9 protein-coding genes are annotated in these 15,690 nt (G+C 71.0%); 8 read left to right on the top strand and 1 reads right to left on the bottom strand.

What is annotated here, in order from left to right; all coding sequences use genetic code 11:
• Positions 1-38 precede the first annotated feature (38 nt).
• From ACZ6Z8_RS01315 to ACZ6Z8_RS01335, 5 genes are all read left to right on the top strand, one after another.
• Positions 39-2,024, top strand: coding sequence for a beta-galactosidase (locus tag ACZ6Z8_RS01315; protein ID WP_465605052.1), 1,986 nt, complete (start codon positions 39-41; stop codon positions 2,022-2,024).
• 34 nt (positions 2,025-2,058) lie between these two features.
• Entirely contained in the window at positions 2,059-4,203 is a 2,145-nt protein-coding gene (locus ACZ6Z8_RS01320; protein WP_465605055.1) for a glycoside hydrolase family 36 protein, read from the top strand.
• Between the two features lie 168 nt (positions 4,204-4,371).
• Complete coding sequence (locus ACZ6Z8_RS01325) at positions 4,372-6,135, top strand: cellulose binding domain-containing protein (RefSeq protein ID WP_465605057.1); 1,764 nt, start codon at positions 4,372-4,374, stop codon at positions 6,133-6,135.
• 90 nt (positions 6,136-6,225) lie between these two features.
• A complete protein-coding gene (locus ACZ6Z8_RS01330; RefSeq protein ID WP_465605059.1) occupies positions 6,226-7,737 on the top strand; it encodes a glycoside hydrolase family 43 protein in 1,512 nt (503 codons plus the stop codon).
• Between the two features lie 46 nt (positions 7,738-7,783).
• Positions 7,784-9,535 carry a cellulase family glycosylhydrolase gene (locus ACZ6Z8_RS01335; RefSeq protein WP_465605062.1) on the top strand — a complete coding sequence of 584 codons (1,752 nt, stop codon included), beginning with the start codon at positions 7,784-7,786 and terminating at the stop codon, positions 9,533-9,535.
• 200 nt (positions 9,536-9,735) lie between these two features.
• On the opposite strand, the gene ACZ6Z8_RS01340 is transcribed toward ACZ6Z8_RS01335, so the two are convergent.
• Positions 9,736-11,157 carry a non-reducing end alpha-L-arabinofuranosidase family hydrolase gene (locus ACZ6Z8_RS01340; protein WP_465605065.1) on the bottom strand — a complete coding sequence of 474 codons (1,422 nt, stop codon included), beginning with the start codon at positions 11,155-11,157 and terminating at the stop codon, positions 9,736-9,738.
• Between the two features lie 736 nt (positions 11,158-11,893).
• Between ACZ6Z8_RS01340 and ACZ6Z8_RS01345 the strand changes: the two genes are divergently transcribed.
• From ACZ6Z8_RS01345 to ACZ6Z8_RS01355, 3 genes are read left to right on the top strand one after another with little or no spacing between them, the layout of a single operon-like run.
• Positions 11,894-12,958, top strand: a complete 1,065-nt coding sequence (locus tag ACZ6Z8_RS01345; protein ID WP_465605068.1) for a sugar ABC transporter substrate-binding protein — start codon at positions 11,894-11,896, stop codon at positions 12,956-12,958.
• Positions 12,959-13,004: 46 nt separating this feature from the next.
• Positions 13,005-14,570 (top strand): sugar ABC transporter ATP-binding protein, encoded by a 1,566-nt coding sequence (locus tag ACZ6Z8_RS01350; RefSeq protein ID WP_465605071.1) that lies wholly within the window; start codon positions 13,005-13,007, stop codon positions 14,568-14,570.
• Complete coding sequence (locus ACZ6Z8_RS01355) at positions 14,563-15,603, top strand: ABC transporter permease (RefSeq protein ID WP_465605074.1); 1,041 nt, start codon at positions 14,563-14,565, stop codon at positions 15,601-15,603. The genes ACZ6Z8_RS01350 and ACZ6Z8_RS01355 overlap by 8 nt, the downstream gene beginning before the upstream one ends.
• Positions 15,604-15,690: the final 87 nt, after the last annotated feature.

The following is a 15,690-nucleotide window of genomic DNA, read 5'->3' on the forward strand; positions in this document are numbered from 1 at the left end:
CCCGGCACTCCCGCGACTCCCCGAAGGACGGTTCCCAGATGGACATCCGCCGGCTCACGGACCGCCTCGGCGGCCTCGCCTACGGCGGGGACTACAACCCCGAGCAGTGGGACGCCGAAGTCTGGAAGGAGGACGACGAGCTGATGCGCCGGGCCCGGGTCAACCTCGCCACCGTCGGCGTCTTCTCCTGGGCCCTGCTGGAGCCCGAGGAGGGCCGGTACGACTTCGAGTGGCTCGACGCCCACCTCGACCGCCTGCACGCCAACGGCGTCGCCGTCGACCTGGCCACCCCGACCGCCTCCCCACCGCCCTGGTTCACCCTGGCCCACCCGGACGCCCTGCCGGTGCGCCCCGACGGCGCCCGTCTGACCCACGGCAGCCGGGACACCTACTGCCTCACCGCCCCCGCCTACCGCCGGGCCGCCCGCCGCATCGCCGCCGCCCTGGCCGAACGCTACGGCGGCCACCCGGCGCTCGCCCTGTGGCACGTCCACAACGAGTACGTCACCCTCTGCCCCTGCGACCACACCGCCGCCGCCTTCCGGGTCTGGCTGCGTGCCCGCCACGGCTCCCTCGACGCCCTCAACGAGGCCTGGGGCACGGCCTTCTGGAGCCAGCACTACACCTCCTGGGAACAGATCCTCCCGCCCCGGGCCACCCAGTGGCACCACAACCCCGGGCAGCGGCTGGACTTCAGCCGCTTCTGGTCCGACGAGACGCTCGCCGCCTACCGCGAGCAGCGGGACGCGATCCGCGCCCACAGCGACCGCCCGGTGACCACCAACCTCATGGTGCCCTCCTACCAGAACCTGGACCTCTGGGCCTTCGGCCGCGAGGTCGACCTGGTCGCCATCGACCACTACCCCGGCGCACCGGGCGTCGACGCCGCCGCGCAGGCCGCCTTCGACGCCGACCGGGCCCGGTCCTTCGCGGGCGGCTCCCCCTGGCTGCTGATGGAACAGGGCACCAACACCGTGTACACCGGCGACCGGGTGCTCGCCAAGGAGCCGGGCGACATCCTGCGCCACTCGCTCGCCCACATCGCCCGCGGCTCGGAGGGCGCGCTGTTCTTCCAGTGGCGCCAGTCCCGGGCCGGCGCCGAGCAGTGGCACTCGGCCATGGTCCCGCACGCCGGACCGGACAGCCGCACCTTCCGCGAGGTCGCGGCCACCGGCGAGGCCGTCGCCCGGCTCGGCGAACTCGCCGGCTCCACCGTCCGGGCCGAGGTCGCCGTGCTGCACGACTCCGACGCCTGGTGGGCGATGGGCGCCGACGGCCTGCCGTCCGCCGAACTCGACTACTTCGCCGCCCTGCGCCGCGCGCACCGGGCGCTCTGGGACGCCGGCCGGACGGTCGACTTCGCCCACCCCACGCACGAGCTGAGCCGCTACCGGCTGGTCCTCGCCCCCGCCCTGTTCCTGCTCTCCGACGCGGGTGCCGAGAACCTGCGCCGCTACGTCGCCGACGGCGGCACCCTGCTCGTCCAGCACTTCAGCGGCGTGGTCGACGAGCGCCTCCACGCCCGGCTCGGCGGCTACCCGGCCGCACCGCTGCGCGCCGCGCTCGGCATCCGGGTCGAGGAGTACCGCCCGCTGCCGAAGGGCGAGGAGATCGTGCTCTCCGACGGCTCGACCGCCACCTCCTGGAGCGAGTCCCTGCGCACCGAGGGCGCCGAGGCGCTCGCCGCCTACACCCACGGCATGCTCGCCGGCAGCCCGGCGCTCACCCGCCACGCCTTCGGCTCCGGCCACGGCTGGTACCTCTCCACCCGCCTCGACGACGCCGGCTACACCGCCCTGGTCGACCGGCTCCTCGCCGAGGCCGGTGCTGTCCCCGAGCTTCCGGGCCTGGCGCCCGGGGTCGAGGCCGTCACCCGGCACGCCCCGGACGGCCGCGGCTGGCACCTGCTGCTCAACCACCGCGCCGAGGCGGTACCGCTGCCCCGGCCGGGCCACGACCTGCTCACCGCCGGGCCGCTGGACGAGTTGCCGCCCGGCGGCTGCGCGGTCCTGCGCGCGCACTGACCTCCCGCCGCGTCTCCCTCCCGAGGAGGGCACCATGACCGACCCGCACGAGACGATCCGCTGGGGCCACGACGCCCTGGAGCTGGAGATCGCCGTGGACGAGCACGGCCCTGCCCGCCTGGTCCGCATCGGCGCGCCCGGTGAGAAGCCCTCCGGCCTCCCGCGCCCGGGCGCACCGCTGCCGCTGGTGGAGGTGACGACCGCCGGCCTCGGCCGCTACTGGTCGGGCCGTCACCTGATCAACACCGTGCTCGGCGGGCGGCTGCGCCACCGCTCTCACCGCGCGACCCGGGACGGCGACCGGCATCTGCTCACCGTCGAACTCCACGACCCGCAGACCGGTCTGACCGCCGAGCTGGTCCTGCGGTCGCTCGACGGCCTGCCGGTGCTGCGCAGCGAGGTGCTGCTGCGCAACGAGGGGGAGGCGACGCTGCGCCTGGAGTCGGTGGGCTCGCTCGTGGCGGGTTGCCTGACCGGGGGTGCCCCGGCGGCGCTGGACGACGCCGACCTGCTCTGGGCGGAGAACGAGTGGTTCGCCGAGTGCCGCTGGCAGCGCCGGCCGCTGCGGGTCTCCTCGCCCGATCGCGGCCGCCGCTTCCCCACCACGGCCGGCCGCAGCACCCGCGTCGTGGCCGGTCAGGGCGTGTGGTCGAGTTGCGGGCACCTGCCGATGGGCGGCCTGACGGACCGGGAGTCCGGCCGCACCTGGCTGTGGCAGATCGAGCACAACGGCGGCGGCTGGCGCTGGGAGTGCGGCGTGCGCGACGACACCGCGTACGCGGCGCTGTACGGGCCCACCGGCGCGGACCACGGCTGGCGCCACCCGCTGGAGCCGGGCGCCGAGTTCCGCACGGTGCCGGTGGCACTGGCGTTCTGCGCGGACGGCGGGCCCGACGCCGCCTTCGCCGCCCTCACCCGCTACCGCCGGGCCACCCGCCGGCCGCACTCCGACCACCGCCGGCTGCCGGTCGTTTTCAACGACTACATGAACTGCCTGATGGGCGACCCGACCACGGCCAAACTGCTGCCACTGGTGGACGCCGCCGCCGAGGCCGGCGCGGAGTACTTCGTCATCGACGCCGGCTGGTACGACGACGGCGACAACTGGTGGAGCTCGGTCGGGGCCTGGGAACCGTCGGTGTCCCGCTTCCCCGGGCCGAAGGGGATCCACGAGGTCCTGGACCGCATCCGGGAGCGCGGTATGGTCCCCGGCCTGTGGCTGGAGCCGGAGGCCGTCGGGGTGGACAGTCCGATCGCCGATTCCCTGCCGGAGGAGGCGTTCTTCCGCCGCGACGGCCTCCGGGTGGAGGAGGGCGGCGGCCGCTACCACCTGGACCTGCGCCACCCGGCCGCCCGCGCCCACCTGGACGCCGTGGTGGACCGCCTGGTCGGCGAGTGGGGCGTCGGATACCTCAAGCTCGACCACAACACCGACCCGGGTTCCGGCACCAGCAGCCACCCTGGCGAGGCCCCCGCGGCCGGTCTGCTCGGCCACAACCGGGCCCAACTGGACTGGCTGGACGGCATCCTGGACCGGTACCCGGAGCTGGTGATCGAGAACTGCGCCTCCGGCGGCATGCGGATGGACCACGCCTTGCTCTCCCGGCTCCAGCTGCAGTCCACCAGCGACCAGCAGGACCTGCTGCGCTACGCACCGACAGCGGCGGCGGCCCCCACCGCCGTCACGCCCGAGCAGGGCGCCGTCTGGGCCTACCCGCTGCCCGAGGACTCCCCCGACGAAGTCGCCCTCACCATGGCCAACGCACTCCTCGGCCGCATCCACCTCTCCGGCCGGATCCACGAACTGTCGTCGGAGAAACGGCACCTGGTCCACGAGGCGGTGGCCCTGTACAAGTCCGTCCGGGCCGACCTGCCCGAGGCACTGCCCGCCTGGCCGCTCGGGCTCCCGGGCTGGGAGGACCCGTGGACGGCCCTGGCGCTGCGCACCCCGGACATCACCTACGTCACCGCCTGGCGCCGCTCCGGCGAGCAGGCCGTCAGGGATCTCGACCTGCCCCACCTGGCCGGAGCCGAGGTCCGCGTCGAGGTGCTCTACCCGTCGTCCAGCCGGGCCGTCGCGGTCTGGCACCCGGACACCGCCGAACTCACCCTCACCCTGCCGGCGGTCCCGTCCGCCGTCCTCCTCCGCCTCACCGAGGGGAACTCCGAAGGGAGTTGACCATGCAGCCGGCGACCGCGCGCGCCCCGCCGCGCCGGCCCGCGCACCGAACGGAACACGCTTCGCGTCCGGGGCCCGAACCCGAGCAGCCGTCGGGCCCCACCGTCCAGAACGCGGGAGTTCGATCCCACCCGAACACCACGCACCCCCACTCCCTGGAGGGACGCAGTGAAACCATCCATCCATGCATGTCGCGAACGCGTCATAGCCGTCGCGGCAGCCCTGTCGCTCGCGGTCACCGGCGCGATCGCCGCCGTCGCGCCGCCCGCGGCCGCCGCGAGCTCCGTGTCGGTGTCGGTCGACGCCGCCCTGCAGCTCGCCACCGTCCCCGCCACCGGCGTCGGCGTGAACATCCCGGTCTACGACGCCACCATGAACGCCGCCGCCACCCCCGGCCTGCTCAGCACGGCCGGCATCAACACCGTCCGCTACCCCGGCGGCAGCCACTCCGACGTCTACCACTGGCAGACCGGCACCGCCGAGAACGGCCAGTACGTCGCCCCGAACACCGGCTTCGACGCCTTCATGGGCACCGTGCGCGCCGCCGGAGCGCAACCGATCATCACCGCCAACTACGGCTCCGGCACCCCGCAGGAGGCCGCCGCCTGGGTCCAGTACGCCAACGTCACCAAGGGCTACGGCGTCAAGTACTGGGAGATCGGCAACGAGGTCTACGGCAACGGCGAGTACAACGCCGCCTGGGAGTACGACACCCACAGCAGCAAGAGCGCCACGACCTACGCCGACAACGTGCTCCAGTACATCTCGGCGATGAAGGCGGCCGACCCGAGCGTCAAGATCGGCGCCGTACTGACCACCCCCGGCTACTGGCCGGACGGGATCGTCGGCCCGGGCGACAGCATGGACTGGAACCACACCGTCCTGTCGATCGCCGGCTCCAAGATCGACTTCGCCATCGTGCACGCCTACCCCACCAGCACCAGCCCCGCCGACCTGCTCACCAAGCCGCAGGCCCAGAACGCCAATATCACCGGCGCCGTGCGCTCGCTGATCAACCAGTACGCCGGATCCAACGCCCCCAACGTCGGCATCGCGGTGACCGAGGCGAACGCCCAGGCCTACCTCGACACCTCCCCCAACGGCCTGTTCGCCCCGGACAACTACCTCACCTGGCTGGAGAACGGCGCGTTCAACGTCGACTGGTGGGACCTGCGCAACGGCACCGACTGCACCAAGGTGACCACCGTCGAGGGCGCCACCGACTACGGCGACGGCGGCATGGTCTCCAGCGGCTCCCCCTGCGAGCCGGCCGTCAACACGCCCTTCCCCGCCTACTACGGCATCCAGATGATCAGCAAGCTGGGCGCACCCGGCGACACGCTCGTCAAGGCCGCCAGCTCGTCCTCACTGCTCACCGCGCACGCCATCCGCCGCGCCAACGGCGACGTGGACGTCATGCTGATCAACAAGGACCCGAACAACGACGCCACGGTGAACCTCTCCTACACCGGGTTCACCCCCTCCTCCGCCACCCCGACCGTCCACTCCTACCTCAAGAACGCCCACGGGATCGGCACGGCCCAGTCCGGCAGTCCGACCAGCCAGACCGTGCCCGCCTACGGCATCACGGTCGTCCAGATGCACCCGACCAGCGCGCCCTGCCGGGTCGTCTACAACAAGAACGAGTGGTCCGGCGTCATGGTCGGCAACGCCACCGTCGTCAACAACAGCCTCGGCCAGGTCAACGGCTGGTCCCTCGGCTTCACCTTCCCCGGCGACAACACCGTCACCAACGCCTGGAACGCCTCGGTGTCGCAGAGCGGCCGGAGCGTCAACGCCCAGAACGTGTCCTACGACGCCACCGTCCCGCAGGGCGGCAGCGTCCAGTGGGGCTTCCGGGCCACCTGGTCCAGCAGCGACGCCAACCCGTCCGCCTTCTGGTTCAACGGCGCCTCCTGCGCGATCGGCTGAACCGGACCCGAACCGGTGGTGCCCCGGGCTTCCCCAGGGCCCGGGGCACCACCCTCTCCCGAACCGAAGCACCGAAAGGAACCGACCCACGTGTCAGAGCAGTCCCGGCCCGGCGGCACCGTCACCAACCCGGTGATCCCCGGCTTCCACCCCGATCCCAGCGTCTGCCGCGTGGGCGACGACTACTACCTCGCCTGCTCCAGCTTCGAGTACTTCCCCGGCATCCCGGTCTTCCACAGCCGCGACCTGGTGAACTGGACGCAGATCGGCAACGCCCTGGACCGGCCGAGCCAGCTGCGCCTGCCCCTCGACTCGCCCTCCTCCGGCGGGATCTACGCCCCCACCCTGCGCCACCACGACGGCCGGTTCTGGCTGATCGTCACCAACGTCAGCGGCGACGGCAACATGGTCCTCACCGCCACCGACCCGGCCGGCCCCTGGTCCGACCCGGTCCGACTGCCCGGCGTCCACGGCATCGACCCGGACCTCGCCTGGGACGAGGACGGCGCCTGCTGGTGCACCGTCGCCGGGATCTCCCAGGTGCGCCTCGACCCGGCCACCGGCGAAACGCTCGGCGAGCCGTACCGGATCTGGTCCGGCACCCCCGGCTCCACCGCCCCGGAGGCCCCGCACCTGTACCGGATCGGCGAGTACTGGTACCTGATGATCGCCGAGGGCGGCACCGAGCGCGGCCACGCCGTCTCCATCGCCCGCGGTCCGTCGCCCTCCGGCCCGTTCGAGCCGTGCCCAGCCAACCCGGTACTCACCCACCGCGGCACCGACAGCCCGATCCAGAACACCGGGCACGCCGACCTCGTCCAGGCGCCCGACGGCTCCTGGTGGATGGTGCTGCTCGCCGTCCGGCCGCGCGGCGGCACACCCGCCTGGTACGTGCTCGGCCGGGAGACCTTCCTCGCCCCGGTCGAGTGGGTGGACGGCTGGCCGGTGGTCGGCGCGGTCACCCCCGAACTGCCCACGCCGGCCTGGCCGCTGCACCCCGTCCCCGCCGTACCGGCCCGGGACGACTTCGACCAGGCCGAGCTGCACCCGCAGTGGATCTCGCTGCGCGAGCGCCCCGAGCACCTGTGCACCACGAAGGAACGTTCCGGCTGGCTCACCCTGCGCGCCGCCGGAGCCTCCCTGGACGAGAACGACGCCGTCTTCGTCGGCCGGCGCCAGCAGCATCTCGGCTGCCGGGCCCGCACCCTGATCGACCCCACCGGGGGCCGCGGCGGGCTCGCCGTCCGCCTGGACGAGGACCACCACTACGAGATCGAGGCGGCCGACGGCGAGGTGAAGGTGTTCGCCCGGATCGGCTCGCTGCGCACCGAGGTCGCCGCCCGTCCGGTGCCCGCCGGAGCCGTGGTGCTCGGGGTCGACGTCGTCCCGCGGCCGACGCGCGGCCCGCGCACCGGCCCCGACGACGTCCTCCTCGGCGTCGAGGAGCCCGACGGCACCTTCACCGTGCTCGCCACCCTCGACGGCCGCTACCTGTCCACCGAGGTGGCCGGCGGCTTCACCGGCCGGGTCATCGGCATGTACGCCGCCGCCGGAACGGTCCACTTCGACTGGTTCGACTACGAGCCCCTCCCGCTTCCCTGACCACCCGTCAGGGATATTCCACCCGTTCACCCGAAAGGGACGACCCGTGAACGACGCACAGCAGAGCGCACGCACCCGCAACCGCCGGCTCCACCGGACGGCCGGCCTCCTGGTGGCCCTGGTCACCACCGGCGCCCTCTGCGGCGGCACGGCGATCGCCGCCCCCGCCGAGAAGGCCCCGTCGGCGGGCGAGGCAGCCGGAGCGAGGGTCCCGCACGACCCGATGGCCGCCGTGGCACAGATGCAGCCCAGCTGGAACCTCGGCAACACCCTCGACGCCATTCCCGACGAGACCTCCTGGGGCAACCCGCTCACCACCAAGGCCACCTTCGACGGCCTCAGGGCCCAGGGCTTCCGCAGCGTCCGGATCCCCGTCACCTGGTACCCGCACCAGTCCACCACCGCCCCGTACACCATCGACCCGGTGTGGCTGAAGCGGGTCAAGCAGGTGGTCGACCTCGCCCTGGAGGACGGCCTCTACGTCGAGATCAACGTCCACCACGACTCGTGGCAGTGGATCAAGTACATGTCCACCGACCACGACACCATCGTGGCCCGGTTCAACTCCACCTGGCAGCAGATCGCCACCGTCTTCAAGGACGAGCCGCGCACACTGCTCATGGAGAGCATCAACGAACCGCAGTTCGCCGACGCGACCGACGCCCAGAAGACCCAGTACCTGCGGGAACTCAACACCTCGTTCCACGACATCGTCCGCCACTCCGGCGGCAGGAACAAGGACCGCCTGCTCGTCCTGCCCTCGGAGGAGACCAACAACGCCCAGCACTGGCTCGACGACCTGTCCACCACCATGAGTTCGCTGCACGACCGCAACCTGGTCGCGACCGTGCACTACTACAGCTGGTACCCGTTCAGCGTGAACATCGCCAACGGGACCACCTACGACGCCACGGCCCAGAAGGACCTGACCGAAGGCTTCGCCCGGGTGCACGACACCTTCGTCGCCAAGGGCATCCCCGTCTACCTCGGTGAGTACGGTCTGCTCACCTCGCCCTACTCCGGCGTGGTCGAGCGCGGCGAGATGCTGAAGTACTTCGAACAGGTCAACTACGAGGCGCGGCGCAACGGCATGACCTCCGCTGTCTGGGACGCCGCCAACGACTTCCTGAACCGCGGCACCATGCAGTGGCAGGTCCCCGAGATGAAGGCCCTGATCCAGAGCTCCTGGCGGACCCGCTCGGGCACGGCCTCCACCGACAACATCTTCCTGCCGAAGTCCGGCCCGATCGGCGCCCAGACCATCACCCTCAACCGCAACGGCCTCTGGTTCGCCGGCCTGTGGCAGGGAGACCGCCCGCTGATCCCGTACATCGACTACACGCTCGACGACGACCGGCTGACCCTGACCGCCGACGCCCTCACCCGGCTCGCCGGCGACCGTGCCGCCGGGATCGACGCGACCCTTGAGGTCCGCTACTCCGACGGCGTCCCCTGGAAGCTCTTCGTGCGCTCGTACGACAAGCCGACGATGGCTGACGCGACCGGAACGGCCGACGGACTCACCATCCCCACCCGGTTCAACGGCGCGCTGATGGCCAACGTGCAGTCCACCTACGCCGACGGCACCGCCGCCGGACCGGCCTCCTGGACCACCTACCAGACCTTCGACAACTACCGCGCCGACTACGGCGCCGACACCACCACCGTCAAGACCGACTTCCTCAAGTCCCTCAAGGACGGCGCCCCGGTCACGCTCACCTTCCGCTTCTGGACCGGCGACACCGTCACCTACCACCTGACCAAGTCCGGCAACACGGTCACCGGCACCGCCTCCTGACCTCCGTCCTCCCCGCCCCGGCCGCCGGTGCCACCGGCGGCCGGGGCTCCCCCACGTCCCGAGGTGCATCGGCGAATCCGTGTGTTCGACCTGGAAGCCCGAGAACGGCTGTCCACGCACCGCGCGCCCAAACCCCGACCGCCGCGCGGCCGGGGTTACTCAAGGCGTGGGGTACCGGTTCTCGGGTGGAGCGGGGCGGGTCAGCGCTGCAGGGTGAGCACACCCGGCCGATACGGCAGTTGGATGTAGGAAGTGCCGTCCGAGGAGGGGTTCCTGCCCTGGTAGAGGAGCTGCAGGTTGCAGGGGTCGACGGTCATGGTCTGGTCGGGGTTGTTGCGGACCAGGTCGCCGTGGCTGATGTCGTTGGTCCAGGTGGCACCGCTGTTGGCCAGGCCGGCGAAGGGGTTGTTCGCGGTGGCGGCCTGCGGGGTCCAGGAGCCGTTCAGGCTGGTGGCGGTGAAGGAGCGGAAGTAGCGGTGCTCGTTCGCGTCCCGAGCCTCGACGATCATGAGGTACTGGTTCTGGCCCTGGACCTTGTAGACCTGCGGGGCCTCGAACAGGTTCTGCACCGTGTCGCTCATGACCGTGGTGTACGAGGAGCCGAAGCTGCCGGGGAAGTTCCCGATCGGCATGCTCGCGCGGTAGATGCTGCCGTTGTCACCGGCGAAGAACAGGTACATGTTCTGGTCGTCGGCGATCAGGGTCGGGTCGATCGGGCCGCCGGTGGGGAGGCTGCCGGTGAACAGCGCCTGCGGCGCGGACCAGCCGTTGGGGTTGGTGGGGTCGCTGGACGTGCGGTAGGTGAAGGGCCAGGCGGTCCCCCACCCCAGCGAGGCCAGCACCCAGGTGTTCTTGGGCGCGAAGTAGAACAGCTGGGGCGCCACCGCGGACGAGGACATGACGGTCTGGGTGGCCGAGGCCATGTCCGACCAGTTCGTGAAGGGAGCGAATCCCATCGACTTCCACGACGTTCCGTCGGAGTAGGTCGCGTAGACCAGGTGCTTGCCGTTGTAGACCACGTCGGTGAAGTCCTTCAGCGCGGCTCCCCCGTTCACCGGCTGCGCCAGCGGACCGGTCGAGGTCCACCGGTACGTCGACGGAAGCGCACAGGTGGTGCCCGTCCCGGACAGGCCGGTCCACTGCTGGTTGCTGGTGCCGATGCAGTTCCACAGCTGCACCGCCGTGCCGTTGGCCGTACCGGCGCCCGACACGTCCAGGCACAGCCCGGACTCCACGCCGACGACCGTGCCGTCGGCGTTCACCCGCCACTGCTGGTTCGCACCGCCGGTACAGGACCAGATCTCCACCCGCGTGCCGGCCGCGGTGGCGTGGCCCGGAACGTCCAGGCACTTGTTGCCGTACACGGTTAGCTGGTTGGCGGACGTCACCGTCCACTGCTGGTTGGTCCCGCCCGAGCAGTCCCAGATCTGCAGGAACGTTCCGTCGGTCTGGCTGGCGTTCGGCACGTCGAGGCACCGGCCGGAACCCGCACCGCGCAAGGCGCCGCTGGTGGCCGCCTGCGCCGGGGCTGCGACGAGCGTCGACGCCAACGCCACGAGGGCCGCGACGACGGTTGTGAGCACCAGGGACAGGGGCCTGCGGGTGGAACCTTGTCTGTGCATGGGGATCTCCTTGTCCGAGGCGTGCGGCTGTCACACGGCTCGTTGTGTTTACCTGCGTGCAACCTGACGGCGCGCGCCAGGAGTTAGGGTCGGTTGGCGGGGAAGCCTCACCGCCGCCCGTCGGACTTCGGAAGCCCCGGACGGGTGCGTCCCCCGGCAGGGGCGAGGGCGGGCGCAGAGGTGCACCCCCGGCCGGCCGTGCGTGAAGGCGCTGCCGTCGACAAGTCGGCGGAGGCTCAGTACGGCGAAGAATGTTAGCGCTAACAATTCAGGGTCGAAGTGAGCCCTCCTGGTCGGGAGACGGCGAGATCTTCAATGTGAGCGGAGTCAATACCCGCCCGCCCGGGCACGTCAAGATGTCGGCAACGACTTTCGCAACCGGGTGGCCCACCGCCACACCACGCTCACCGCCGTCGCCCCGAGCACCCCCTGGGCACCTACCCCGTGGCGACTCTTCGCACTCGACCGCCACGGGCATGAGCAGGAACGCGACGCCGGAGTCCGCGGGCGGGCCGCCGGTGCGTCAGAGCCGAGCCATTGATGGGACTTCTCTGTCTCCCCGCCCATCCTTCACCGCTCGATCGGACTCTCCATCCAGCAATTTTGCGCGATGCCTGGACATCACCCCAACCGCCGCCTATACATACATCCCATCTCTCCGGTGTGGCGGTCACCCCACCAACTGCCGCCCGGCACAACTCTCTCCCGCTCAAGGGACCAGCGCGAGGAAGTACCGATGAGACTCAGGACCGCACTCTGCTCCACCGTCTCGGCCCTGTCCGCCCTGGCGCTGCTCAGCGCCTGCAGCGGCGGCTCGGGCACCAAAGCCGCGTCGGGCGACGCGCCGCTCGTCGGGGTCGACTACCCGCGTTCCGACACCGACTTCTGGAACTCGTACATCAAGTACACGCCCGGATACGCCGGACAGCTGGGCCTGTCGCTCAAGACGACGAACTCGCAGAACGACGTCGCCAAGCTGACCGCCAACGCACAGACCTTCATCAGCCAGGGTGTGAAGGGGATCGCGATGGCGCCGCAGGACACCGCCGCCATCGCGCCGACGCTGGCGCAGTTGGAGGCGAAGAAGATCCCCGTCGTCACCATCGACACCCGCCCCGACAACGGGAACGTGTTCATGGTGGTACGGGCGGACAACCGCGCCTACGGCGAGAAGGCCTGCCAGTACCTCGGCACGAAGCTGGGCGGCGAGGGCAAGGTCGTCATGCTGGAGGGCGGCCTGGACTCCATCAACGGCCGGGACCGCACCGAGGCGTTCAACAACTGCATGAAGAAGAACTACCCCGGCATCAAGGTGTTCGGTGAGGCCACCAACTGGGACGGCGCGGTCGCCGCGCAGAAGCTCCAGACCGACCTGACCGCCAACCCGGACATCAAGGGGGTCTACATGGAGTCCAGCTTCGCGCTGGCCGGCACCCTCCAGGTCCTCAAGCAGAAGGGCCTGCTGGTCGACCCGGCGGACAAGAAGCATGTCTTCGTCGTGTCCAACGACGGCATCCCCGAGGAACTCAAGTCCATCGCGGCGGGCAAGATCGACGCCACCGTCTCCCAGCCGGCCGACCTGTACGCCAAGTACGCCCTGTACTACGTGCAGGCGGCGATCGGCGGGAAGACGTTCGCCCCGGGCACGACCGACCACGGCAGCACCATCATCCAGGTCCGTCCCGGTCTGCTGGAGGACCAGCTCCCCGCTCCCCTGGTCACCCGCGACGGCGGCACTTACGGCGGTGTGCCCAGCGTCAAGAGCGACGACACCTCCCTGTGGGGCAACAACCTGGGCTGACCTGCCCGGTCAGGCCCCAACGGCGAACGATTCCAAGGCGGTTGTGATGAGCGACGGGGAGCGAGCAGTCAGCCCCGGCCCCGCCCCGGCGGACGACGGACGGTCCCAGGCAGGCCCGCCCGTCGTCGAGGCGACGGGCATAGTCAAGCGATTCGGTCCGACGGTGGCCCTCGACGGCGCCCGGATCACCATCAGGCCCGGCGAGACCCACGCACTCGTCGGCCGCAACGGGGCCGGCAAGTCGACGCTCGTGTCGGTCCTCACCGGCCTGCAGGCCCCCGACGACGGAACGGTCGCCTTCGGCGGCAGCCCAGCGCCACGGCTGGCGGATCGCGACGCCTGGCGACAACGCGTGGCCTGCGTCTACCAGAAGTCCACGATCATCCCGACCCTGACCGTGGCCGAGAACCTGTTCCTGAACCGGCACAGCCGCGGCCGCGGCCGGCTCATCAGCTGGCCGGCTGTTCGTCGGCAGGCGCGGGAACTGCTGGCGGAGTGGTCCGTCGACGTCGACCCGCAGACCTCGGCCGGCGATCTGAGCGTGGAGCAGCGGCAGTTCGTGGAGATCGCCAGGGCGCTGTCCTTCGGCGCCCGGTTCATCATCCTCGACGAGCCGACCGCCCAGCTCGACGGAGCGGCCATCACCCGCCTCTTCGAGCGCATCCGCGACCTGCAGCACCAGGGCGTGACCTTCATGTTCATCAGCCACCACCTCCAGGAGGTCTACGACATCTGCGACATGGTGACGGTGTTCCGCGACGCCCGGCACATCGTGACCGCTCCGGTCGCGGAACTCCCCCGCACCGAACTGGTCGCCGCGATGACCGGCGAGGCGGCGGTCGACCGGCCTCAGGTGCGATCGAGCAGCCTCGACCCCACCGCCACGCCGGCGCTCTCGGTGCAGGCACTGAGCGGCGGTGCCGCCTACGGTGACGTCACTTTCGAGGTGGGCGCCGGGGAGGTCGTCGGACTCGCGGGTGCCGCCGGCAGCGGTCGCACCGAGGTCGCCGAGACCGTGGTGGGGCTGCGGGCGGCCCAGGCGGGCGAGGTGACGATCGCCGGGCGGCGGCCTCGGCCCGGCAGTGTTCCCGCTGCCCTCGTCGCAGGTGCCGGGTTCGTCCCGCAGGACCGGCACCACCAGGGATTCGTGCCCGACATGTCGATCGCCGACAACGCCACACTGTCCGTTCCCCACCGGATCGGCAGGAACGGATTCCTCAGCCGTGGCCGACGCGACCGGCTCGCCGGCAACATGATCGAGAAGCTCGCGATCAAGACGCCAGGACCCGAGCTGCCCGTCTCCGCGCTCTCGGGCGGCAATCAGCAGAAGGTCGTCATGGCGCGGGCGCTGGCGGACGACCCCCGCCTGCTGGTGCTGATCAACCCGACCGCAGGCGTGGACGTGCGCTCCAAGGAGTTCCTCCTCGGCAAGGTCGAGGAGACGGCGCGGACCGGCACGGGAGTGCTCATCGCCTCCGACGAACTCGACGACCTCCGCATGTGCGACCGGGTCCTGGTGATGTTCCAGGGCCGGGTGACATCGGAGATGGCCCGCGGCTGGCACGACCACGAGCTCGTGGCCGCGATGGAAGGAGTGGACCTCGATGCCTGAAACCGTCCTCGCGGACGCGGCCGCCAAGACCCCGGAGCCCAAGCCACCGCGCACGGCGCTGCTCGGCGGCCGGATACCCCTGGCCCGGCTGCGCGACCTCGCCCTCGTCCCCGCGATCGTCGTCATCGCGATCGTCGGTCAGATCGTCAACCCCGTCTTCCTGCAGGCCGACAACCTCATCAACGTCCTGCAGACCATGTCCGAGATGGCCCTGCTGGTCCTCGCCCAGACGATGATCCTCATCGTCAGGAAGATGGACCTGTCCCTGGAGTCCACGATGGGCCTCGCGCCCGGCGTGGCGGCCTGGCTGGTCGTCCCCGCCGGCGCGGGACACGGGCTCGGCCTGCTCCCCGGTGCCTGGGCGATCCCCGTCACCCTCGCCGTGGGCGTACTCGTCGGCGTGATCAACTCCCTGATGATCATTCGCTTCGGCCTCAACGGCTTCATCGTCACCCTCGGCATGCTCATCGTCCTGCGCGGCATCCTCACCGGCATCTCCGGTGGGCAGACCTTCTTCCAGCTGCCGGACTCGATGCTCTATCTCGGCACCGCCGAGTGGTTCGGGATGCCCGCCTCCATCTGGACGTGCCTGGTCCTGTTCGCGATCGCGATCGTGGTGCTCGGCTGGACCAACTTCGGCCGCTCGCTCTACGCCGTCGGCGGCAACGCCGACGCGGCGAAGGCGGCCGGCATCCGGACCAGCCGGGTGCTGTGGATCGTGATCGTGACGGGCAGCGTGCTCGCCTCCCTCGCCGGCCTGATGCTGTCCGGGCGCCTCGCCTCGGTCGCCTCCGCCCAGGGCAACGGCTACATCTTCACCGTCTTCGCCGCCGCGGTCATCGGCGGGATCAGCCTGAACGGCGGCAGGGGGACCATGTTCGGCGCGTTCTGCGGCATCCTCCTGCTCTTCATGATCCAGAACGTGCTGACGCTGGCGGGCGTCCCCGCACAGTGGATCGGTGCTCTCAACGGCCTGATCATCCTGATCGCCCTCGCCATCTCCCGCATCACCGGCGGCAAGGTCCAGGAGTGACCCGGGCGGGCCGCCGCCCGTCGCCCGTCCTCCGCCGGTTTCACGTCCCGTCGCGGGGGGATCGCCCCCGTGTTCCTCACAGGAGTC

The organism is Kitasatospora sp. NPDC101108 (assembly GCF_055584725.1).